Raw genomic sequence first — 23,193 nt, 5'->3', positions numbered from 1 at the left:
CTCTCCCCTTTCGGGAGAGTTGGAGAGGGTGGATTGAGGAGTTGTTCCGCCCTCACGATAATATACAAATACTCATCCATCACCGTTCATTATTTATCCGTTAAGAATATAAATAAAAAGGGATTTGTATGTTGTTGAAATTCAATGATATACAAATCTCTTTTCAATTAATGGTTACTTATCGTGCAACTGACGGTTAATCGCAATACGATTAACTGTTAAACGGACTGCGTTTAACGGCTTTTCGCACGATGTTTAAACGTTAATCGTAATGTTGATTGTATATGCTTGATATACAGTGGAATACAAGTCGTATTGTGACTAAAAGTGATTCTGTACGAAAAAGTCGTTCCGACAAGCACGTTCTCTTATCTTTTCTTCTCCTTCACACCGCTGATGAGGTAGCAGTTTTCCGTTTTCCGCTGCAACGGAAGACGGACAACCACACGCTTTTTGCTGCCGGGAATGCGGGTGTAAGACACTTTACATATGGGCGATGAGCCTGAAATGGTATCTATCTCAATACTGTTCAGCCATTGGGGATTGAACTTCGGTACACCAAAAGCAGGATTATTGCGCAGCGTGTGGGCAGCCATCTGCTCGGAAAAGGCGGGTGTACAATACTTGTCTAATATCTTTTTGATTTCCGAACGATTCGGAAAGGATTGGCTTAATTCGGTTGCATATAAGATGTAAAATGTCGAAACGTCTATTGCAATACCGTCAAGACAACCGTCTAATGTACTCAAAAGCGGATACTGATGCATCTTTCCGTCACGCGAAAAGACCAGAATGAACTCTGCACAATTGTCCGTTTCGGGCTCGCAACAGCCTGTATAGAAATAGAGTGATGATGTCGTGGCATACCATAAAGATAAAGATGTGAACGCTAAATAGGGATGAAAGCTCTTGCCTAACAGCTTTTTGGATGTGATTTGATAATCTGTAAAGAGCTTTTTGCCATCTTTTGAAAGGTTGACAAAGCGCATATAGTTAGGGTAGCAGGTGTCCGTGTCCTTGTAAGCCACACCTTGATAGAGTTGAGAAATATGTATGTCCCATCCTAAAAGCGTTGTATCCCACTGCCCGATAGAAATGTTGGACAGGGCGATATCTGTCGTATTGCTATCCACCGGACGATATTCGGCTGTCTGTGCGGTATCTGCTCCCGCTTTGATAACATCCGCCCGACGTCCTTGCCCATACCCGAGAGCAAATGATGCGACCGTTATCGACAAGGGTAAAAGAATTCTTCTCATAGGTGAATCGGCGTAAATGATGGTGGCAAATATACGGAAAATATCCCTCGGAACTGCTTTTTTTTCTGTAAATTTGCACGTGATGAATTTCGCAGATGTGATATTACCGCTGCCGCTCGATGGTGTTTTCACTTACGTGGTGCCCGATACGCTGACCTCGCAAGTGCGGTTTGGCGTGCGCGTTGTGGTGCCATTGGGGCGCTCCAAAACCTATACGGCGCTTGTAGTACGAGTACATCGCGATCAGCCAAACTTTGAGGTGCGCGACATTCTCGGCGTTCTTGATGATAAAGAGATGCTCCTCGAACGGCAATACAGGCTTTGGCAGTGGATCTCCGACTATTATATGGCGCCCCTCGGCGATATTTTCAAGGCCGCATTGCCGTCGGGATTGAAGGCTGAAGACGGTTACCGGCCGCGCACCGAGACGTATGTCACACTGGCTGAAACGCTTCGGCACGAGCGGTCTTTGCACGTGGCGATGGATGCTTTAGCGCGAGCCGAGAAACAACGGAAGGTTTTTGCCGACTTTCTGAACATTACCCACTGGGACAGTTTGCAGGCAGACACGCCCACGGAAGGTATCACCGAGGTGACGCGTGAGGAACTGATGAACGTCGCCCATTGCACATCGGCTGTGATAAAAGCTCTCACCGAGCGTGGATTTCTGTGTACATACGAGCGTGAAGTGGGCCGACTTAACGACGCGGGAGCATCTCATCTCGACAAGATCAAGCTCTTGGGCGAGGCTCAGCAGACGGCTTTCGACAGCGTACTGCGGCAGTTTCGGCAGAAGAATGTGGTGCTTTTGCACGGCGTTACGGGCAGTGGCAAGACCGAAATATACATCCATCTTATCGCCCGTGCACTGCAAGAGCACCGGCAAGTGCTGTATTTGCTACCCGAAATCGCCCTCACCGTACAGATAATGTCACGTCTGCAACGTGTCTTCGGTAATCGACTCGGCATCTATCATTCCAAATATAGCGACGCCGAAAGGGTGGAGATATGGCGCAAACAGATCTCCGATGCTCCCTATGACATCATTCTCGGCGCTCGCAGTGCTGTCTTTTTGCCGTTCCAAAACTTAGGACTCGTCATCGTGGATGAAGAACACGAGACCTCGTTTAAGCAGCAAGAGCCCGCTCCGCGATACCATGCTCGCTCGGCAGCTATCGTTTTGGCGCAGCTCTATGGCGCCAAAACATTGCTCGGAACAGCCACACCTGCGGCCGAAACTTATGAAAATGCTCGGCAAGGTAAGTATGGATTGGTTACGCTCAACACGCGATTTCGCGATGTGGCAATGCCTGAAATCGAGGTGGTTGACATCAAAGACTTGGCCCGGCGCAAGATGATGGCAGGCCCGTTTTCGCCCCAATTGTTGGCGGCTGTGCGCCAATCGCTGGCCCGGGAACAACAAGTGATTCTCTTCCAGAACCGTCGCGGCTTCGCGCCGATGGTCGAATGTCGTGTATGCGGATGGGTTCCGTACTGCACGAATTGTGATGTGGCTCTCACATTGCATAAGAATATGAATCAACTCACGTGCCATTACTGCGGGTTTACGTATCATGTGCCTGCGGTTTGCCCCAACTGCGGCAGCACCGAACTGCGAGGGCGTGGCTACGGAACCGAGAAAGTGGAAGACCAAATACGTGAGTTGCTGCCCGAAGCACGCGTGGCCAGGATGGATCTCGACACAACACGCACGCGAAATGCCTATGCACGACTCATCGGCGACTTCTCGTCGGGGCGCACTAATGTGCTCATCGGTACGCAGATGGTAAGCAAAGGGCTTGACTTCGACCGTGTTAGTGTGGTCGGAATACTGAATGCCGACGCGCTGTTGAATTATCCCGACTTCCGTGCTAATGAACATGCGTTTACGATGTTGGCGCAAGTCAGCGGGCGAGCTGGCCGTAAAGGCGAGCGCGGGCGTGTGATTTTGCAGACCAAGAACCCCGACTTGCCTCTCATTCGACAAGTAGTGGCGGGCGACTATGCATCGTTTTATGCCGACTTGATGGACGAACGCCGCACGTTTCGCTATCCGCCGTTCTTCCGGCTCATCTATGTCGTATTGAGACATACCAAAGAAGAGGTCGCAGAAACAGCTGCACAAGAACTCGGTAGCAGGCTCAGACAAGGCTTTCAAGACCGTGTTCTCGGACCAGATAGGCCCGCCGTGGCTCGTGTGAAAACGCTTCACATCCGCAAGATTGTGCTCAAATTCGAAAGCGGTATTGATCTTTCCTGGGTGCGTCGCTACCTGCGCGCTGTCCAAGAAGCTCTCCTCCACGATCGGCATTACGGCGGTCTGCAAATCTATTACGATGTAGACCCTTTGTGACTACAAGTTATCTGCTTTATGTGTGCGGGCACAATGGCTGCTTGATTTAGGTCAATAAAGATGATCTTTCAAGTAAAAAGCTTTGCATTTTTGATAAGAATATGATAGAATCGTCGTATCTTTGCACCGTCAATAAAGACATTCAATAGGTAAAAAAATAGAGAGTTAGGTATTAGTTAAGGTAAAAAGTCAAGGGTATTAGTCATAGGTAGAAGATTGCATTTCAGTGGATAACAAAGGTATTAGGTTAAGGTTAGCATTAAGATTGTAATAAAGGATACTCTCATAGGTTAGTGACAGCGAGGAGAAATGCCGTGAGGCAACAGTTCCGAGCAATGAAAAGGTAAAAGGTTTAGGATAATATTCAGGTATGCTTTGTCCGTAGTAACCCCTGCGGCAAGTACAGATGATGGGCGGATTTATTTCCGTCCCTGATTTGAAAAGATTGGTTTTATAAATAATGGGACAGCTTTCGTTTAGCAAACGAGAGCTGTTTTTTATTACATTTACTAACTGCCCATTCTCCTTAGCTCCCTAAGTTAGAAAGTTGGGAGACTGTGTTCGATAGATAATTGCCAATTGCTCATTCTTTGATTGGTATTCAAATGGGAAAATAAAGGAATAAGAATTAAATGAGAATTATACCTTATTGAAAATCAAATAGATATGATTTAGATTGCAATTAACGGTTGATCATCATGCGTTTGGTCGTTAATTAGCCTGCGAAATACCGTTAAATGCGCGACGTTTAATGGTTAGTTGCACGGCAAGTAACAGTTAATTGAAAAGGAACTTGTATGTCATTAGAGATCAACGATATATAAATTCCTTTTTATTTATATTCTTTTGTCTTTCTGTCTGAAATATAATCAACTTCTGACTGAAATCTTTTGATCCATAAAAAATACCGTATTCACAGATTCCTCACGGATAAGTGAATACGGCTCACTATAAATAATAGAGAGAGTTGTTATTGTTTTTTATATTAGAAATCTATGTCAATACCTACGCCGAACACCTTATTGGTGCGTGTGAAATCATCTGTGTTGACAGCGGTCAACGTCGAGTAAGTTTGCTGATATTCCTTTTTCAGGTGCTCATAATTCGTCCAGAAGTAGGCTACATTGACCGAAGCATTCTTCATTATGCGGAATTTGGCACCGAAACCGATGGAATAACTGCTTGTTACAAAACTCATATCGCTGAGATAAGAGCCATCACCCAGCCCGTATTGTGTGCGTTGCATACCCGCACTGACAAGTATTCGCTCGGTGATATCCCATTCGGCACCTGCCAAAAACTCCTGTGTGTTGTGCTTCAAAAGCTTTTGTTTGTTGTCTGCCATCCTCGCACCTTTGTCGAAGAAGTAGTGATAGCCGGCCATTACACGTACTGATGGCAGGATGGAATACTGTGCACCGAGAGTCCAAAGACCCGGAAGATCGTTGGGAGTATTCACTCCATTGCGGAAGAGTCCGGTATCATCGCGCTTCGTATTGTTCTCAATGTTGAGATGAGTGTTGAACTCTAAGCGTGAGGCTACATTCCACCGGCCATACTTGAAGTCGATACCGATGATGGGAGTGATGCCCCATCCGGTCTGCGTACAGTCGAGATAACGGTCTTTTACTTGGTCTTTCGTCTTGTTCATCTTGGCTGCTCCTGCCTCATATTGTGCTGCTGCAGCTGCCAATTTAGCTTTGACTGTTGGATCTGTGGCAGCTTCGGCCTGTGCTTTGAATGCTGCTGCTTTGTTTGAAAAGTCCTTTGCCCGGGCATCGAAGTAGGAATGCAACTTTACGTTTTGGCCGCCAATGTTGGCTGAAATGTCGGTGATGCTGCCTTGGTATTTATTATATACGTAATTGAAACGCATTCCGGCATAGGCCGACAGATGGTCGGTAAATTTGTAAGTAGCACCCAATTGTACACCGAAAACATATTGTTGCCCTTGAATATAGCTGTTAACGGAATAGCCGGGTGTATTGGATGTTAGTCCGCTGGCTGCAAGTTGGGCGGGAATCAGTGCAATCTGGCGTTCGAACGAGCCCAATCCATTGTTGTAAGTAGACTTTCCGCCACCTCCGTTGAGGGCAAATCCGATTTGGAATCCCCATCGGTCGTAATTCAAGGCAGCCTGAAATGAGGGGAGAGCGGGTACTGATGCTTTCCCCACAAACTCTTTAATGCCCTGCTCATTACCGCCATTCAGTTTGAAAGGTTGGTAATACGGTGTGCCTTTCAGTGTCGGAACGGTGATGCCGCTCTGCACAATGCGGGTCTGATAAACGTTTTGCACGTTGAAAGCAAAATGAAATCCTTTATTGAGAAAAGCTACTCCGGCCGGATTACTGTATACTCCGTCGATGCCGATAGCACCGTCTCGGGCCGGATTTCGTAAGAAAGCAATATGATGGTTGGTGTTGGTGAGCAGGCCACCGGCATAAACTGAGGTCCCAGATACCGTTATCAATGAAGCTATAAGGGCCAATTTTAACTGATACATACTAAAAAACTCGTAATAATTTGGCCGCAAAGTTAGTATAATTGTTCTTTATTACTGCAATAGGAGGCTATTAATTACGATTCATTAACAATAAAACAGATGATTACTGCACAAATTTTACTATTTATGCAATAATCATTCAGTTCTGATGTAACTGTTATTCTCTCATTATTTGTCTATCATCCGCTTCTTCTCCAACCTCGTTCTTTTTCTTCAATTCAGGATATTGGATACGCGTATGATAGATAGACTTGAGTCGTTCGATGGCAACCTGCTTGGCAACGGCGATATCTCGGAACGTGATGGGGCATTCTTTGAAGAAGCCTTCGGCCACTTGACCGTCTATTAACTTGTTAACCAGCGTACTGATACTGTTTTCTGTGTATTCGGATAACGATCGAGAGGCAGCCTCAACGGTGTCGCACATCATCAGAATAGCTTGTTCTCGTGTGGAAGGATTGGGTCCCGGATAAGAGAATAATGCTTTATCGACCTCCTCATTGGGGTGTTCGTTTTTGTATTTGATGTAAAAATACTTCGCCATTCCGGTACCGTGATGTGTCAAGATGAAGTTTTTGATAATCGCAGGAAGGTTTTCCTGCTCGGCCATCTTTACTCCTTCGGTGACGTGACTCACGATAATACGGGCGCTTTCACGGTAATCCATCCCTCGATGAGGGTCTATTCCCACTTGATTTTCAGTAAAAAAGACAGGGTTTGCCATCTTACCAATGTCGTGGTAGAGTGCTCCCGTACGCACAAGTAGACTGTTGGCACCGATCCGGTTGGCAATTTCGGCCGCGAGATTACCCACAGTTATAGAGTGTTGGAACGTGCCCGGAGCCACTTCACTGAGGTCTCTGAGGATACCGCGGTTGGTATTCGATAACTCAAACAATGTGACACTGGACACGAATCCGAATGTTTTCTCAATGACAAACATCAATGGATAGGCCAGCAGAAGTAGCACTCCGTTGATCATAAAGTGCATATACATCGTATTGTCGAGCTTGGAAAGATCGTTGCTTTGAATCAATTGAAGAGCAAAAAAGACCAGAGATGTGACCAAAGTAACGAAGAATGCCGTCTTGAACACTTGTGCCCGGCTCGATAACTCACGTAGTGAAAAGATGACGACAAGGCCTGCTGCGATCTCGATGATAATAAATTCGTATTGGTATTTTACAGCTGTGGCACAGATAAGAATCATCGTTACGTGTGTGATAAATGCCGTACGAGAGTCCATAAAGATACCGATGAACATCGGAACAATGGCCAATGGGATGATGTAAACACTCAGAATGTTATGCTCCATCATTAAAGACACGATGACGGGAAATATCGTTATCAAGGCGTAAAGCATCGAAATGCTGTGTGACTTGTCGAAATAATTCTTGCGAAAGAGTGACAGATAGAGCGTGAAAAGAATCATCATCACCGACACGAAGATGGTTTGCCCGGTTAGAGTCATCGTTACTTCCTCCGAGGTTGCACTCCTTCGCTTCATCTCCCGTTCAAAAGATGCGAGTACACGATAGGTATAATCGTTGACGATATCGCCCCGATCAATGATCTTCTGACCGCTCATCACCATACCGCTTGCTATCGGAATGCTGCCGAGAAGGTCGTTTCGCTCGGCTTCGCTACGTGTCTTGTCATATGTGAGATTAGGAGTAAGATAGTCGTTGAGATTGCATCGTTGCAAGATTTGCCGTTGAGGAGCCAGCTTTTCATCCAAAAACAACCGTTCATAAGCCGCCATCGTGGAGTAAATGCAATTGATTTGCACGCTCTGAGCTTGCTTCCCGTTGACCACACGCACCATATTTGTCGAGTCTTTGATGATGTGATTGTAGTCGGGTGTGGCCATAATGCCGGCTTGATAGAGCCTGTGCAGTCTGTCGACAATGACTGTCAGATAGTCGTTGGACAGTCCGGGAATACCTGATTTGAAATCTTTCAGGAAATTACCGATTTGTTTTCGTTCCACGGTCGGGTCGCAATTATAATATGGTTGAAACACGGCGAGCATTGAATCTTGCTCTGCTTTGATCGCCTCATCAGTCTTGTAGATGGGGAAATCGAATTTAGCGATGAAGGAATTATACATCCACGGCTTGCCCATATCATAGTGAAAACGCAGTTCTTCTTTTCTCGGCAGCACCCAAACAATGATGGCCACGATGCCGATTATCAGTCCTGTGCGAGCGAGTAGACTGTGCCAATAACGGCTATTGTATGATTTGAATTTCCTCATAATATGTTTTCTTCCTCCGATTTACCTTGCGAAAATACGAAAAAAACGGCCAATATTCGAATATTTATCGTAATTTTGCACAAAAATCAAGCATCGATCACGTTTTGACAATGACAGAAAGAAAAGTCAGAGTGCGGTTTGCACCGAGTCCAACAGGGGCTTTGCATATCGGCGGTGTACGCACCGCGCTATATAATTATTTGTTTGCGCGACGACACGGAGGCGATTTTGTGTTCCGAATTGAGGACACAGACAGCCATCGTTTTGTGCCGGGTGCAGAAGAATATATCATTGAATCGTTTCGCTGGTTAGGTATTCAATTCGACGAAGGCGTGTCTTTCGGAGGCGAGTACGGCCCTTATCGCCAGAGCGAACGACGTGAAATATATAAGGAATATATTGAAAAACTGCTCGTAAACGGTAAGGCTTACATTGCGTTCGATACTCCGGAAGAGTTGGAAAGCAAGCGAAACGAGATTCAAAACTTCCAATATGATGCCCGAACCCGTATGCAAATGCGCAACTCTTTGACACTTTCCAAGGAGGAAACGGACCGACTTATCGAGGACGGTGAGCAGTATGTAGTGCGTTTCAGGATTGATCCGGGCGAAGAAGTGCGCGTTAATGATATGATCAGAGGCGATGTAATGATCAAAAGTGACATATTAGATGATAAGGTATTGTATAAGAGTGCCGATGAGCTTCCTACTTACCACTTGGCTAATATCATTGATGATCACTTGATGGAAATTACTCATGTTATCCGCGGTGAAGAGTGGTTGCCCTCTGCTCCGCTGCATGTGTTGCTCTATCGAGCGTTCGGTTGGGAAGCGACTATGCCGCAATTTGCCCATCTCCCGCTGCTTTTGAAACCCGAAGGAAAGGGAAAACTCTCTAAGCGCGACGGTGATCGGCTGGGTTTCCCGGTGTTCCCGCTTGAATGGAAAGACCCTAAAACGGGTGAGATCAGTACCGGTTTTCGTGAGAGTGGTTACTTTCCCGAAGCTGTAATCAATTTTCTTGCCCTCTTGGGTTGGAATCCCGGAACTGATCAAGAATTGTTTTCGCTCGACGAATTGGTGGCTGCTTTCGACATCACACGCTGTTCCAAAGCTGGCGCTAAGTTCGATTTTCAAAAGGGAATCTGGTTTAATCACGAGTACATCCTGCGTAAGAGCGATGCCGAAATAGCCGGACTCTTTGCTCCGATTGTGGCTAACAATGGTGTGGATGAGACTTTGGAGCGTGTCACTCAGGTGGTTTCGATGATGAAAGACCGTGTAAACTTCGTGAAAGAACTATGGCCGCTGTGCTCGTTCTTCTTCATTCCACCCACCGAATACGATGAAAAGACGGTGAAAAAGCGCTGGAAACCCGACTCGGCCAAGGTGATGTCAGAACTTGTCGAAGTGCTCAGTGGCATCCAAGACTTCACCGTTGAAGGACAGGAACACGTGGTAATGGCGTGGGTCGAACAGCAAGGCTATAAATTAGGAGATGTAATGAATGCATTCCGTTTGGCTCTTGTCGGTATCGGAAAAGGGCCTGGAATGTTCGATATCTCTGCTTTTCTCGGCAAAGAAGAGACCTTAAAGCGTCTCCATAAGGCCATAGACACACTGAAATAAACAATCTAAAACTCTCTGTTCAGCAGTGTATCACCTGTTTATTTACATCTATCTTTTAGGCGTTGCCATAGCAAGTCTGTTCAGTACAAAGGTTAAACGGATGTGGCGCGGTGAGCGTCAGGCTTTTGATGTGCTGCGATCGAAAGTGGATCCGCAGGCCCATTACATCTGGTTTCACGCTGCTTCTTTAGGTGAGTTCGAGCAAGGCCGCCCACTGATAGAACTTATTCGTCGCCGATTTCCGGCTTATCGCATCCTGCTTACTTTCTTTTCGCCGTCGGGTTACGAAGTTCGGAAAGATTATCAGGGTGCAGACATCATCTGTTATCTGCCGATTGATACCATCAGCAATGCCCGGCGATTCCTTCGTTTGGTACGACCCGAAATAGCATTCTTCATTAAATACGAGTTCTGGTATAATTACTTGCATATTCTGAAATACCGCAACATACCCACGTATAGCGTGAGTAGTATTTTCCGCGAGGGTCAGGTGTTCTTCAAATGGTATGGCCGCAGCTATGCAAAGGTGCTCAACTGTTTCACGCGTTTCTTCGTTCAGAACGAGCAAAGCCGTCTGTTGCTGGCCCGAATCGGCATTACCGACGTAGACGTTGTGGGCGATACACGTTTCGATCGGGTATTGCAAATCAAGCAAACAGCTCCCGAGCTTCCCATTGTAGAAGCTTTTCGGCAGAATCATCCAGTGTTTGTTGCAGGCAGCAGTTGGCCTCCCGACGAAGACATTTTTATCCGTTTCTTCAATGAACACCGTGATTGGCGATTGATTATAGCGCCTCATGTCATCGCTGAAGACCATCTGCAACAAATTCTTTCCAAGCTGAATCGCAAGGCGGTGAGATACACTTGTACCACACCTGGTGATGCCCGAGAGGCCGATTGCCTGTTAATCGACTGCTTCGGACTGCTTTCCGGCATTTATCGTTACGGCGATGTAGCCTACGTCGGAGGCGGTTTTGGCGTGGGGATCCATAATGTTCTCGAAGCGGCCGTATGGGGAGTACCCGTCATTTTCGGTCCGAACAATCGGCGATTTCAAGAAGCGCAAGGCCTGTTTGCTGCTCAAGGCGGCTTTGAAATCGATGATTATGCTTCGTTTGAACACACGATGCGCCGTTTCGTTGATGACTCATCTATTCGGCAAGAGGCCGGAACACGGGCCTCGACATTCGTCAGCAGTCTTGCCGGAGCCACTGAAACGATTTTCGACAACGTATTTTCGGCCGGAAATCAGAGTCCTCTGAATAAGGGAATCTAAGGCTTATATCCAGTTGAAAATTGACAAATCACACTTCTTTTATTGAGTTTCAGACAAACGAATAAAGGACTATAAGATGCAGACTATAAGTCGGTGGCGACTTCAAAAGCGTGTTTGTATCTTACGGCCTTTTGTCTTTTTGTAGGAAACTCATTGTTTTTCTGTCTGAAAAAGACCAAAAACAGTAATTTTATTATCATTATGTATAAAATGTTTAACCCTTTTTTATCAAGAAAATCATAACTTTGCAGACGTAAATGAATATTTGAAGACAAAACTATCAATAGACGATTATGTATATAGAAACGATTCATTCGCCCCGCGATCTGCGGAAGTTAGATGTTGCTCAACTGCAAACCGTGGTCGATGAAGTGCGTGCCGGTGTACTCAATAGGGTGAGCCACCGTGGCGGACACGTCGGTCCGAACCTCGGTTTCATCGAAGCCACGGTGGCATTGCATTATGTTTTCAATACGCCCGATGATAAATTGGTGTTCGATGTATCGCATCAGAGCTACCCGCACAAGATGTTGACGGATCGTGTCAATGGCTTTTTAGATGTGAACTGTATGGATTCGATTTCCGGTTACAGCTCACCGCGAGAAGCTCCGGACTACGATCATTTCGAGATCGGACACACCTCTACGTCTATTTCATTGGCAACGGGATTGCAAAAAGCCCGCGATTTGCTCGGTGGTAAGGAGAATGTGATTGCCGTTATAGGTGATGGCAGCTTGAGCGGAGGCGAAGCTTTCGAAGGACTTAATACCGCTTCGGAACTCAATTCTAATATTATCATTGTCGTAAATGATAATGAAATGAGCATTGCAGAGCCTCACGGAGGCCTCTATCGCAATCTCCGATTACTCCGTGAGACGCAAGGTGCGGCTGAATTGAACTTCTTTAAGGCTTTCGGTTTCCGTTATCATTATCTCGAAGAGGGTAACAATGTAGAGGCATTGGTGGCTATATTTCGTATTGTTAAGGACACGACGTGCCCCACTGTGGTACATATTCATACTGAAAAAGGTTACGGTTATGCGCCGGCAAAGGCTAATAAGGAGCTGTGGCATTATCGGATGCCTTTCGATTTGACGACAGGCGATTTGACATATAAGGATGATGGCGGTGAATCAATGTCTCAAATGTTGGGGCAATACCTGTTGGATGAGATGAAACGAGACCCGAAACTTGTGGCCGTTACATCTGCCGTGCCGATGGCTTTGGGTTTCGGACCGGAGCAGCGCAGGCAAGCGGGCCCGCAATTCGTCGATGTGGGCATTGCCGAAGAGGAAGGAGTGGCCATTGTCTCGGGTATGGCCAAACGCGGAGTGCATCCGGTTTATTTCACGTATGCGACGTTTCTGCAACGCACTTACGACCAAATTGCACAAGATCTTTGTGTCAACGGTAATCCTGCTGTTATCAACGTGATGGGCTGTTCGATTTTCGGAATGAACGATTTCACACATATTTGCTTCTTCGATATTGCGATGTTGAGCCACATTCCCAATCTCGTCTATCTGGCTCCGACCACGTATGAGGAGTTGATTGCAATGGAATCGTGGGCCATCAAACAGGATAAATACTCGGTGGCAATACGTGTTCCCGTGGGCAAAGTTTATCACAGCAGCAAGAAATATGATGCGGATTATTCGTCGTTGAATCGTTTCAAGGTAACGAAACGTGGCGAACAAGTGGCTGTTATCGCTGCGGGCAACTTCTATCAAAAGGGTGAATGCGTAGTAGAAGCATTGCGGAAAGACGGCATCAAAGCAACACTTATCAATCCGCGTTACCTTACCGGCATCGACGAAGCATTGCTCGAAAAACTCAAACAAGACCATACTGTCGTGGCAACGCTTGAAGACGGCACCCTCGACGGAGGTTTCGGCGAACGCATCACGCGTTTTTACGGTCCGTCATCGATGCGTGTTCTCAATTTTGGAGTGAAGAAACAGCTTTATGATCGATATGATGTCGATGAGTTGTTACGTGAGAACCGCCTGACGAATGAGCAGATTGTGGAGGATATCAAACGCCTTCTTGCATCGTAAAAGTCAATGAACGAAGTCTCGGTTGCACCTTCGCTTTCTTTCCAAAGATTGTGAAAAGGAGAGGGTAGAAATGCAACCGGTACCTTGTTTATAATACCCCGAAAAGCAGTTGATTGTCCCTTATAGGCCACTTCAATTATCGCCTTATTGCAATCATAAATGAATGGCTTTTCAATTTGCCGTTAAACGTCGTGCATTTAACCGTTAAATGCACGACGTTTAACCATTAGTTGCACGGTGATTAACCGTTAATTGGAAAGAGTCTTATATGTGGTTGAGGATCAATGGTATACAAATCTCTTTTTATTTATATTCTTAATAGATGAACGATGATAGATAATGGATGGGCATTGGTGTGTTATTGTGAAGTCGGATATGCTGATCCGCCTCTATAAAAGAATGGATTCTCTTCTCATTCGAATATCAATCAAAGAATGAGCAATTGTCAATTATCTATTGGATACAGTCTCCTAACTCCCTAACTTAGGAGGCTTGAATGGGCAGGTAATTGTCAATGAACAGTTATCGACGCTTTTTTCAGCTCTGTGATGGGGCCGAAAGTGCGCTCCAACAACGGCATTATCGTGTCGGCATCGATATCTCCGCAGAGCACAAGTTCCATATTCCCGGCTACATAATGCCGCTGATAGAAGGCTGACATCTCGCTAAGCTGCGGATTCTTGATGCTTTCCGTGCTGCCAAGAATAGGATAAGCGTAAGGTGTTCCGGCGAAAACGCGATGCTGAATATCGTCTATCGCACTGTGAAAGACATCGTCCGACGACCGGTTTTTCTCTTCGTAGACGGCTTCGAGTTCGTTTTGGAAGAGACGAAAGACGGGTGAAAGGAATCGTTCGCTGTTGAGTTCGCACCATTGATTGATGTATTGCGGCACGAAAAAGTTATGATAAACCGGCTCGTCCGTTGACGTATAAGCATTGAGTTGGGTACCTCCGAAGCGCTGAATCAGTGTCTGAAACTCATTAGGTATGGCGTATTCGCCGGCTTGAAGACTCAATCTGTTGATATCTTTCTATATCAACGAGCGGCGCACAACATCTTTCGTGCGGCCCAATTCATCGTATTTTGCTGTGATGGAGTTAGGCCAAGGCTTCTCAGATTGATAGTCGGCAGTGCCTATTTTGTCTGTTCCCTTGAATAAAATATGCTCGAAATAGTGGGCGATTCCTGTGTTCGGACAGTCTTTGGAACCTGCTTTTACCACCACGGCGCCGAATACTTGCGGTCGGGTATGGTCTTCGTTGAGCCACACTTGCATCCCGTTGCTCAGTCGTTTTTCAGTTACTTGTAACGGGTTTCGTGTTTGTGCAAGGAGCGATAAAGTAGTAAGAAACAGCGTGATAAGGGTGAGGTATCTTTTCATTATTGGTATAGTAAGGAGAAAATAATGAAGAGTGAGTAAAAAGGAGCAATGAAACGAGGTTGTAAATTGCAGCTTATAGCAATTGCGCAATTGTGTTTTTAACGCGTTCAGAAGATGTTATCTCACGTACATTCTCATCTACTCCCGGTGCGCCCATATACACTTTGGGATTGGAAAAGAACATTGCGCCGGGCACTTTAACGCGTGCCGAGAAATGAAATTCTCGTATATCGGTGGCTTCTGAGATGCTCCGGATATTGCCTTCGTTTACACCACAGCCTGCGAGCAGCGTGGTACGGCCGGCCGACTGAATATGAAGTGCCGTGAGCAAAGGTATGCCTTGCTCGGCCGTGGGCTGCTGACCGGAAGTGAGAACACGGTCGAAGCCCAACTCAATGAGTTGCTCCAAGGCTGTCGAAGGGTCTTTGCAACAGTCGAAAGCACGGTGAAACGTGGTTGACATACCGTGTGTATGCTCCATCAGTCGTGCGTTGACGTCGAGGTCGATACCGCCTTCGGGGGTGAGACAACCCAATACTATGCCGTCAACTCCAAGTTCGCGAGCTATGTCGATGTCTTCTTCCATCCGCTCGATTTCTAATGGCGAGTAGACGAAATCTCCTCCGCGAGGCCGGATAATCACGTGAAGACGGGTACGAGTGAGCACGCGTCGCGCCACTTTTATCTCTCCGTACGACGGCGTTGTACCGCCTTCGGGAATGCCGGCACACAGTTCCACGCGGTCGGCTCCGCCCTCTTGAGCTGCCAAACAGCTCTCAACACCATTGGCGCATACCTCTATTTTAAATTCGTTTCTTATCATCTTGCGTTCTCCTCATAATCTTTTTTGATATCCATATAATGTCGGGCGAACGTCTCGGCTTGCCCTTCTGCCACGCGTTTAATCAGTTTTGCGGGAATGCCTCCCCATATTTCGCCGGGTCCGATGTGTGTTCCCTGAGCCACGACAGCACCTGCCGCCACGATGGCACCTGCTCCGACGTCGGCCCGATCGAGCACAACGGCCCCCATACCCACTAATGATCCGCGTCTCAACGTACATCCGTGAACTGTCGCGTTATGTCCAATCGAAACGTCATCTTCAATCGTTACGGGATAGTTGTGCGTTTGATGCACACACGCTCCGTCTTGAACGTTCACCCGTGAACCCATCGTGATGCCGTCGACATCGGCTCGCAACACGGCGCCGAACCACACAGAGCAGTCGTCTCCCATACGAATATCACCCGCGATTGTAGCATTTTCGGCAAAATAACAGCGCTTACCCCACGTCGGTTTCTTGTTTTTTACAGTTTTAATGAGTGCCATTTCTCTTGTTTTTGATGATGACCGATTGTCTCTGCAAATATAGTTCTTTTTATTGGAATATTTCAAATGGATGGACAAAAGAATACTATTCAAGAACAAAAAGATTTTTTTCATATTCTTGTAGGAATTGATTGGCGTATCAATTTGCAATGGAATGCAAACCTGTTGTATCTCAAACGGAAAAATAAAGAAACAAGAATTTAATGAGAGTTATATCTTGTTGATAATCAAATAGATATAAGCTCGATTGCGATTAACGGTTACTTGCTCTGCAAAAAGCCATTAAACGCACGCCAACTAACGGTTAAACGCACTGCGTTTAGCTGTTAGTCGCATGGTGATTAACCGTTAATTGAAAAAGGATTTGTATGTTATTGAAATCCAATGATATACAAATCCATTTTCAATTGTGTTCTTTGGGAGGTATGTCTGAGATAAAACTAATCTCTGTTCACATTCTCTCGTCTCCTGACTTAGGGTTCTTGGAAAGATTATTGATTGTTAATAACTAATTCTCAATTGGTAATTGATAGAGCACTTGAATGACAGTTTGCCCCACAGCTTTCAGTGTTTGCGGGTCGATGTGCGCCAAATCATCAGACACGGTGTGCCAAGTGGGGCCGAAACTGCTTTGTACACAGTCGGAATAATAGGGTATAATATCTATCGTCGGGATGTTGGCAATCTTGTTGAGAGGGACGTGGTCGTCGGTGATCATCCCTCCTTTGCTCATCGGAAAATAGCTACCAAACCCCGCTTGGCGGGCTGCTTGCCATACTTTTTGCAGCACTTCGGGCGCGTATTGAGCCGACATAGCTTCTTGATAGAACTTAGCGCCTTGACCGCCGACCATATCCAACAGAATGCCGAAGCGTGGACGAGGATTCAAACGGAAGTTGCGTGCAAAGTATTGGGCACCCAACGCCCAGCTATCTTCATTGTCTTCAACGTTCGCCCAACGTGGTGTACCCCAGTCTTCGGCATCGAAACAAATGAAGTCTACACCGATTTTCAATTGCTTGTCGGTGCTGATCAGACGCGCAATCTCCATCATCACGGCTACGCCACTGGCTCCGTCGTTGGCCGCAAGGATAGGTTTGCGCCAGTTGGTAGAGTCCGGATCGTTGTCGGCCCACGGTCTGGCGTCCCAATGGGCACATAAAAGTACACGCACAGGAGCCGTCGGCTTGAAGCGTGCAATGATGTTTTGGCTTTGCAACGCAGTACCGTCGTAACCTTTCAATGTGGCTTTCTGTACCTCGGTTTCACATCCGTACTGTTTGAATTGGCTGATAATCCACGCTGCACAACGGTCATGCGCTGTGCTGTTCATCGTTCGCGGACCGAAATCGCACTGCATTTTGACAAATGTATAGGCACTGTCGGCATTGAAAGCAGGCCCCAACGGATTCGGTTTCTCAGCCTCTTCGACAGTTGCCGACTTGTTTCTGTCGTCGAGATGAGCCATCAATGGCTTGTAGCTCAAGGCCACAACGACAAGCAATGCGATGATAGATGACATTATGATTGTTCTCTTTTTCATACGGATTTCAGTCTTTTTGCTGCTGCGCTTGCGTCATCACGCGCAGCCAATTGCCGCCCCATATCTTAGCAATATCACGTTCGCTGTACCTGCGTCGCAGTAGTTGGAGAGTGAATTGAATGAGTTCGGACGAGTCTGCAAGCCCGATGATGCCGCCGTCTCCATCAAAATCGGTTCCCAGACCTACGTGATCGATGCCCATTATACGGATAGCGTGCTCAAGATGAGCAATGGCATCGGTGATATTTGCAGCTCCGTCTTTGCGCAAGAAGCCGCCGTAAAGCGTGGTATGTGCCACTCCTCCTTTGGCCGCGAGCGCCCGAAGCTGGTCGTCGGTGAGGTTACGCGGTACGTCGCAGAGCGCTTTACAGTTACTATGACTGCACACAATGGGCGTCGAACTGATGTCGAGCGCATCGTAAAAGCTTTTTTCTGCGCCGTGACTCAGGTCTACCAAGATGCCGCATCGGTTCATTTCGCGGATCACCTGTTCGCCGAATGCACTCACACCATTATGCGTTTGACTGCCACGAGCACTGTCGCAGATGTCGTTGTCACCGTTATGACAAAGCGTGATATAGGTTACTCCGCGTTGCGCAAAGTGTTTGACATTGGCCAAATCACACCCGATTGCCAGTCCGTTCTCGATTCCCAGAACGATAGATTTTCGTTCTTGACGTTTGTTTTCATACAGATCGGCCGGCGTTCGGGCCAAACTCAAATACCGGTTGTTGTTATGCACGATCTCTTCAATCCTATTGAAAATGAGATTTGCATACTCGGTGGGTCCCGAAACATCAAAATCTACCTTTGAAGAGAAGCTCTCTCCCGCCTTCGGTTGTGGTAAATAAGCCACCATTGTTACTGCATCTTGCCGCCCGTCGGTCATTTTATGCAGGTCGACTAATATCCGTTTATCGCGTTGATCGAAGTGAATGCCCTGCGGAAAGAACATCGGCGTGTCGCAATGAGTATCGAGTGTGAGTATCTTTGCGTGCAAATGCTTGGCCGAACGGAAGTCATTCGCCTCGTCGACGAGCCATTTGAACACGCGCATACCGTCTTCTTCCAACCATTCGGGATGCCATTGCACACCCAAAACAGACTTAAACTCGCTACTTTCGATGGCTTCAATGGTGCCGTCGGGTGCCGTCGCGGTAACTCGGAAACGCTTGCCCGTATCGCTTACAGCTTGATGATGCAGCGAGTTGACATAGATTTCGTGGCGCCGGTATATATTATATAAGGTAGAATCTATTTCAATCTTCACCGTGTGAGTAGGCTCGCTGTTGTCTGCTTCTTGCGAATGCTTAATGAGTTTTTGAGTTTTTGAGTTTGTAAGTAGATGAGTTTCTGAGTCTTTTTTGAGCTCATCAGCACGATTTTCGGCAATATCTTGCATCACCTTTCCACCCAAAGCGAGGGCCAAAGTCTGTATTCCGCGACAGATTCCGAGCATCGGAATCTGTCGGTTATAAGCCAAACGAGTGAGTAAGAGTTCTGCTAAGTCGCGCTTGGCATTGATTCCGTGCAGATGAGGTGACGGTTGTTCGCCGGCCCAAAGCGGGTTATAGTCGCCACCACCGGTAAGAAGTAAGCCGTCGATTTGGTCGAGTGTGTTGATGATTACATCTTTGTCGGTCACCGGCGGGATAATAACGGGTACACCTCCAGCCGCAACAACCTGCTCGTAATAATGATTGCGAAGCATCGCATTGCTGTCGGCGAAATTGGCAGTAAGGCCGATCAGCGGGCGATGCGATGCCTCGGGATAAGTCGAATAGACAGGAGCAAGCCTGGCATCTAAGTCAAAATTCTTTGTCATTGCAGCTTACTTTCTGTCCTCGTCGATGTCGATCGGAATCTCGCGTTTGATACTTTGTTCGAGCGAAATCAGCGTTTCGGTCGACACTACACCCGGAATGGTTTGCAATTTATTGTTGAGTAGATCCATCAATTGCTCGTTATCGCGTGCATAGAGTTTGAGAAGCATTGTGTAAGAGCCTGTGGTGAAGTGGCATTCCACGATTTCCGGAATCTCCACTAACCTGCTGACGACATTCTTATACATACTGCCTCTTTCGAGATTCATCCCCACATATGTGCAAGTTGCATATCCGAGCAACTTCGGATCTACCTCGAATCCGCTGCCGGTGATGACTCTATTCTCCACTAAATGTTGCACTCGCTGGTGTATTGCGGCCCTCGACACCTTGCATTCTGCTGCTACATCCTTGAACGGAATACGTGCGTTGTGTGAAAGAATGCCCAAAATCTTTCTGTCAAGATTATCTATTTTCTCCATCTTTACATCCGTTTTGTTTAGATTGAAGTTATACAATGTGGTAGCAAAAATAGGTATTTTAATTGATATAGACAACATTTTGCCCCGTTTTTTATTCCTATTTTTACAATCTGAAAGCAGGAATGGGAATGTAAGAGGGGATAAATAGAGGGCCAACTTCCCAAAGTTAGCGGGATGGAGGACCTGTATCTAATTACTCATTGACAATTGCTCATTCTTTGATTGATGCCTAAACGGGAGAATAATAGAACAAGAACTTAATAGTATCTGTATCTTGTTGAGAATCAAATAGATATAGCTTAGGTTCCAATTAACGGTTAATCATCACGCGTTTAGTCGTTAATCGCAAGGTGAAAGACGGTTAAATGCATTGCGTTTAACCGTTAGTTGTGCGATGATTAACCGTTAATTGGAAAGGAATTTGTATCTAGCTGAGAATCAATTATATACAAACTAAATTTATTTAGATTCTTTTGGTCTTATATCTGAGTTGAAATGAGTCTCCGTTTACAGTCTCCTAACCCTCTAACTTCGGGGGATAAGGCTATTATCCGAAGCTTGTTCATCAAATGTTAATAAATAAAAAGGAAGGGATATCGTGTGGGGATTTTTCCTGATTTGCCGTCTTTGAAGTAAAAAGTAGAATGTAAATGAAGAACTTGAAACGATTCATCAAACGGCCACTTCTGCTGATTCTCTTGCTGCTTACATCACTTGTGGCGGAAGCTAAGCCGCCAACGACTGTCAAACAACAGATGGATTATCTGCACAAAACGCATCACATAAACTTTGTTTATGATGCAGACATCGACGTGGAACGCCCCTACTACGGTCCGAATATCAGCGGTATGAAACTCACTGATGCTTTGCGGAATGTCTTTCAGGGAACGGATATTGACTGGGAAGTGCAGGGGCGATATGTCTTACTGCATAAACGGGAGATCAAGGTTCAGCAGAAGAGAGTACAACAACGGCATACTTTGAGCGGATTCGTGCGTGATGGCAACGGCGAATCACTGATCAATGCCACGGTGTTCGACCTCACCACGCGGCAGGGAACAACTTCCAATGAGTATGGTTTCTTCTCGCTCACGTTGCCCGAAGGATCGCATCACATCCGCATCTCTTACATCGGATTCGACGATCGGATAGAAAACGTTTTGCTTACGGCCGATAAATGGATCACCGTTCAGCTGAAAGAGAATGCTCGTCTGACCGAAGTGGTGGTGACGGGCGATATGAATTCACCGCTGCTTAACACGCAGACAGGCAAGCGTTCGTTCTCAACGCACGACATTAAGACCGAGTTTTCGTTGCTAAGTTCGCCCGATGTGGTGAAGACTTTGCAAAAAGTGTCGGGCGTTTCGGCAGGAGTCGAATTGATGTCAGGACTTTACGTGCATGGCGGAAGCGATGATGAGAACCTTTATATGATTGATGGCACGCCGCTTTATCAAACCAATCACCTGCTGGGTCTGTTCTCTTCGTTCAATGTTGACGTGATGAAGAATGTGGATTTTTATAAGAGTGGCTTTCCCGCTCGATACGGAGGGCGTCTTTCTTCGGTAGTAGATGCGCGCACGAATGACGGAGATATGCACAAAGTTCACGGCACTTACCGTATCGGTTTGATTGACGGAAGCTTTCAAATAGAGGGTCCTATCAAGAAGGGTTGTACTTCGTTCAATTTCGGTATACGTCGTACGTGGCTCGATTTCCTGTTAAAGCCGGCCTTGGCAATAGCCAACCATTACAACAAAGAGGAGAAAGTGAATCTTGGTTACGCCTTTCACGACATCAACGGAAAGGTAACCCACGTCTTCAATGACCGTTCAAAGATTTATCTTAGTTTGTATTCGGGCAACGACGCGTTGACTGTTAAGGATAAAGATAGAGAAGAAACGACACGGCAAATGACGTATAGGGACGACACGGAGAATGTATTCAGTTGGGGAAACTTCAATGTAGCGCTCAACTGGAACTATATTTTCACACCCCGACTCTTTGCTAATTTCAGCGCCATTTACTCGCACAACCACGCCAAGTTCAGTAATTTGGAAGACTCGCGGACTGAAAAGGACGGGCAATTTGTAGGGTATCTCAGTCACACGGAGCATACCTATCGCTCTACAATCTATGATTTCGGCTATCGTTCAGCTTTTGATTATCGTCCCGTTCCGCGTCATCACATCCGCTTCGGGCACGATTATATTGTCCATTTGTTCCGTCCTCAGACCCGAAGTCAGCTTAATTTCTATGGCCAAGTTGGGTCTGTCGACACTCTATCAAGTGCCGGAAGCAACCGACATACGGCTCACGAGCTGAGCGTTTATGCAGAAGACGAAGTGACACTCACTGATCATTGGAGTGCGGAAGCAGGTCTCAATGCGGCTCTCTTTCATATAAATGGCAAGAGTTTTACTTGTGTTGACCCGCGACTGGCCGTGAAATATCAAGTGAATCCGCGTCTTTCGCTGAAAGCTTCGTATACGATGATGACGCAATTCGTGCACAGAATTTCCAACTCTTACCTCAACTTGCCTACCGATTACTGGGTTCCCACCACTCGCCGACTGCAACCGATGCGCTCGTTGCAGGTTGCTGCGGGTGCGTATGCCCAGCTTTCGCCCCGCCTTTTCGTGTCATTGGAAGGCTATTACAAACGTTCTGCACATTTGTTACAATACAGTAGCTGGATGGGTTTGGAGCCTTCGGCCGACAAATGGGACCGAAATGTGATGGAAGGAAAGGGTGTCGGGTACGGCATTGAGGCTGATCTGCAATACCGTTCACCGTGTTTGGACATCAATGCAAGCTACACGCTCTCGTGGAATAAGCGCAGATTCAATGACTTCTATCCATCTTGGTACTTCGATAAGTTTGATAATCGTCATAAATTTGATATCGTCGTGCGTTACAAGTTTACGCCGAAGATCTCGGCTTATGCCGCTTGGACCTATCATTCCGGCAATCGAATAACCCTCCCTACACAGTATGCCGCTATGCCGGATGTACCCGACGGGCTTGGAAGAGCGCGCGAGGGCGGCTTCGTTTATTCGCATCCTAACAATGTTTCTATGCCTGCTTATCATCGGTTAGACCTCGGATTCGATTTCCATCACACGACAAAGAAAGGGCACGAACGCATTTGGAACGTCAGCATTTACAATGCTTACTGGCATCTGAATCCGTTATTCGTAGATGTGAAGTTGCGTGAAAACAAGACATTCAACGTGCGGACGAAAGGTTTTATACCATTGATTCCATCGGTAAGTTATACAATTAAATTCTGAAAA

Annotated in this window: 15 protein-coding genes; 5 read left to right on the top strand and 10 right to left on the bottom strand. The window is 46.5% G+C overall.

Annotated features, from left to right (window positions below; genetic code table 11):
- Positions 1-368: 368 nt before the first annotated feature.
- Positions 369-1,259, bottom strand: a complete 891-nt coding sequence (locus RWY97_RS05230; RefSeq protein WP_315565929.1) for a hypothetical protein — start codon at positions 1,257-1,259, stop codon at positions 369-371.
- An 82-nt stretch (positions 1,260-1,341) separates the two neighbouring features.
- Between RWY97_RS05230 and priA the strand changes: the two genes are divergently transcribed.
- The gene (priA, locus tag RWY97_RS05225) at positions 1,342-3,612 is read left to right on the top strand and encodes a replication restart helicase PriA (RefSeq protein WP_315565928.1); all 2,271 of its coding nucleotides are present in this window, start codon (positions 1,342-1,344) and stop codon (positions 3,610-3,612) included.
- A gap of 985 nt (positions 3,613-4,597) precedes the next feature.
- Here priA and RWY97_RS05220 read toward each other — a convergent pair.
- Both RWY97_RS05220 and RWY97_RS05215 read right to left on the bottom strand, forming a co-directional pair.
- Positions 4,598-6,118 (bottom strand): hypothetical protein, encoded by a 1,521-nt coding sequence (locus tag RWY97_RS05220; protein WP_315565926.1) that lies wholly within the window; start codon positions 6,116-6,118, stop codon positions 4,598-4,600.
- A gap of 157 nt (positions 6,119-6,275) precedes the next feature.
- Positions 6,276-8,375, bottom strand: a complete 2,100-nt coding sequence (locus tag RWY97_RS05215) for an HD family phosphohydrolase (protein WP_314079487.1) — start codon at positions 8,373-8,375, stop codon at positions 6,276-6,278.
- Between the two features lie 110 nt (positions 8,376-8,485).
- Between RWY97_RS05215 and gltX the strand changes: the two genes are divergently transcribed.
- The 3 genes from gltX (at position 8,486) to RWY97_RS05200 (ending at position 13,336) form a co-directional block, all read left to right on the top strand.
- A complete protein-coding gene (gene gltX / locus RWY97_RS05210) occupies positions 8,486-10,003 on the top strand; it encodes a glutamate--tRNA ligase (protein WP_315565925.1) in 1,518 nt (505 codons plus the stop codon).
- Between the two features lie 25 nt (positions 10,004-10,028).
- A complete protein-coding gene (locus RWY97_RS05205; RefSeq protein WP_315565924.1) occupies positions 10,029-11,279 on the top strand; it encodes a 3-deoxy-D-manno-octulosonic acid transferase in 1,251 nt (416 codons plus the stop codon).
- Positions 11,280-11,572: 293 nt separating this feature from the next.
- On the top strand, positions 11,573-13,336 hold the full coding sequence (locus RWY97_RS05200) for a 1-deoxy-D-xylulose-5-phosphate synthase (protein WP_315565922.1): 1,764 nt from the start codon (positions 11,573-11,575) through the stop codon (positions 13,334-13,336).
- A gap of 511 nt (positions 13,337-13,847) precedes the next feature.
- On the opposite strand, the gene RWY97_RS05195 is transcribed toward RWY97_RS05200, so the two are convergent.
- The 7 genes from RWY97_RS05195 to RWY97_RS05165 all read right to left on the bottom strand — a co-directional run bounded on the left by RWY97_RS05195 (position 13,848) and on the right by RWY97_RS05165 (position 19,897).
- Positions 13,848-14,354, bottom strand: coding sequence for a M16 family metallopeptidase (locus tag RWY97_RS05195; RefSeq protein ID WP_315565921.1), 507 nt, complete (start codon positions 14,352-14,354; stop codon positions 13,848-13,850).
- A gap of 15 nt (positions 14,355-14,369) precedes the next feature.
- Positions 14,370-14,720, bottom strand: coding sequence for an insulinase family protein (locus tag RWY97_RS05190; RefSeq protein ID WP_315565920.1), 351 nt, complete (start codon positions 14,718-14,720; stop codon positions 14,370-14,372).
- Positions 14,721-14,793: 73 nt separating this feature from the next.
- Positions 14,794-15,543: a copper homeostasis protein CutC gene (locus RWY97_RS05185; RefSeq protein ID WP_315565918.1), complete on the bottom strand. Its 750-nt coding sequence runs from the start codon at positions 15,541-15,543 to the stop codon at positions 14,794-14,796.
- The gene (locus RWY97_RS05180) at positions 15,540-16,049 is read right to left on the bottom strand and encodes a gamma carbonic anhydrase family protein (protein WP_315565916.1); all 510 of its coding nucleotides are present in this window, start codon (positions 16,047-16,049) and stop codon (positions 15,540-15,542) included. Before RWY97_RS05180 ends, RWY97_RS05185 begins: the two co-directional genes overlap by 4 nt.
- A gap of 508 nt (positions 16,050-16,557) precedes the next feature.
- The gene (locus RWY97_RS05175; protein ID WP_390883259.1) at positions 16,558-17,592 is read right to left on the bottom strand and encodes a M28 family peptidase; all 1,035 of its coding nucleotides are present in this window, start codon (positions 17,590-17,592) and stop codon (positions 16,558-16,560) included.
- 7 nt (positions 17,593-17,599) lie between these two features.
- A complete protein-coding gene (locus tag RWY97_RS05170) occupies positions 17,600-19,417 on the bottom strand; it encodes a membrane dipeptidase (protein WP_315565915.1) in 1,818 nt (605 codons plus the stop codon).
- A 6-nt stretch (positions 19,418-19,423) separates the two neighbouring features.
- Positions 19,424-19,897, bottom strand: coding sequence for an Lrp/AsnC family transcriptional regulator (locus tag RWY97_RS05165; RefSeq protein WP_024992085.1), 474 nt, complete (start codon positions 19,895-19,897; stop codon positions 19,424-19,426).
- Positions 19,898-20,547: 650 nt separating this feature from the next.
- On the opposite strand from RWY97_RS05165, the gene RWY97_RS05160 reads away from it, so the two are divergent.
- Positions 20,548-23,190 (top strand): TonB-dependent receptor, encoded by a 2,643-nt coding sequence (locus RWY97_RS05160; protein ID WP_315565912.1) that lies wholly within the window; start codon positions 20,548-20,550, stop codon positions 23,188-23,190.
- Positions 23,191-23,193 lie beyond the last annotated feature (3 nt).

It is taken from the genome of Hoylesella pleuritidis (assembly GCF_963541955.1).
In the GTDB taxonomy this organism is placed as follows: domain Bacteria; phylum Bacteroidota; class Bacteroidia; order Bacteroidales; family Bacteroidaceae; genus Prevotella; species Prevotella pleuritidis.
Note: the sequence above shows the minus strand (reverse complement) of the source record. Positions and strands in the feature narration are given on the sequence as shown.

What these genes read in the sequence shown, in the direction of transcription:
- RWY97_RS05185 (WP_315565918.1), bottom strand. Translation starts at nt 15,543, where the DNA reads ATGATAAGAAACGAATTTAAAATAGAGGTATGCGCCAATGGTGTTGAG.
- priA (WP_315565928.1), top strand. Translation starts at nt 1,342, where the DNA reads ATGAATTTCGCAGATGTGATATTACCGCTGCCGCTCGATGGTGTTTTC.
- RWY97_RS05165 (WP_024992085.1), bottom strand. Translation starts at nt 19,897, where the DNA reads ATGGAGAAAATAGATAATCTTGACAGAAAGATTTTGGGCATTCTTTCA.
- RWY97_RS05230 (WP_315565929.1), bottom strand. Translation starts at nt 1,259, where the DNA reads ATGAGAAGAATTCTTTTACCCTTGTCGATAACGGTCGCATCATTTGCT.
- RWY97_RS05175 (WP_390883259.1), bottom strand. Translation starts at nt 17,592, where the DNA reads ATGAAAAAGAGAACAATCATAATGTCATCTATCATCGCATTGCTTGTC.
- gltX (WP_315565925.1), top strand. Translation starts at nt 8,486, where the DNA reads ATGACAGAAAGAAAAGTCAGAGTGCGGTTTGCACCGAGTCCAACAGGG.
- RWY97_RS05160 (WP_315565912.1), top strand. Translation starts at nt 20,548, where the DNA reads ATGAAGAACTTGAAACGATTCATCAAACGGCCACTTCTGCTGATTCTC.
- RWY97_RS05170 (WP_315565915.1), bottom strand. Translation starts at nt 19,417, where the DNA reads ATGACAAAGAATTTTGACTTAGATGCCAGGCTTGCTCCTGTCTATTCG.
- RWY97_RS05180 (WP_315565916.1), bottom strand. Translation starts at nt 16,049, where the DNA reads ATGGCACTCATTAAAACTGTAAAAAACAAGAAACCGACGTGGGGTAAG.
- RWY97_RS05220 (WP_315565926.1), bottom strand. Translation starts at nt 6,118, where the DNA reads ATGTATCAGTTAAAATTGGCCCTTATAGCTTCATTGATAACGGTATCT.
- RWY97_RS05215 (WP_314079487.1), bottom strand. Translation starts at nt 8,375, where the DNA reads ATGAGGAAATTCAAATCATACAATAGCCGTTATTGGCACAGTCTACTC.
- RWY97_RS05190 (WP_315565920.1), bottom strand. Translation starts at nt 14,720, where the DNA reads ATGAAAAGATACCTCACCCTTATCACGCTGTTTCTTACTACTTTATCG.
- RWY97_RS05200 (WP_315565922.1), top strand. Translation starts at nt 11,573, where the DNA reads ATGTATATAGAAACGATTCATTCGCCCCGCGATCTGCGGAAGTTAGAT.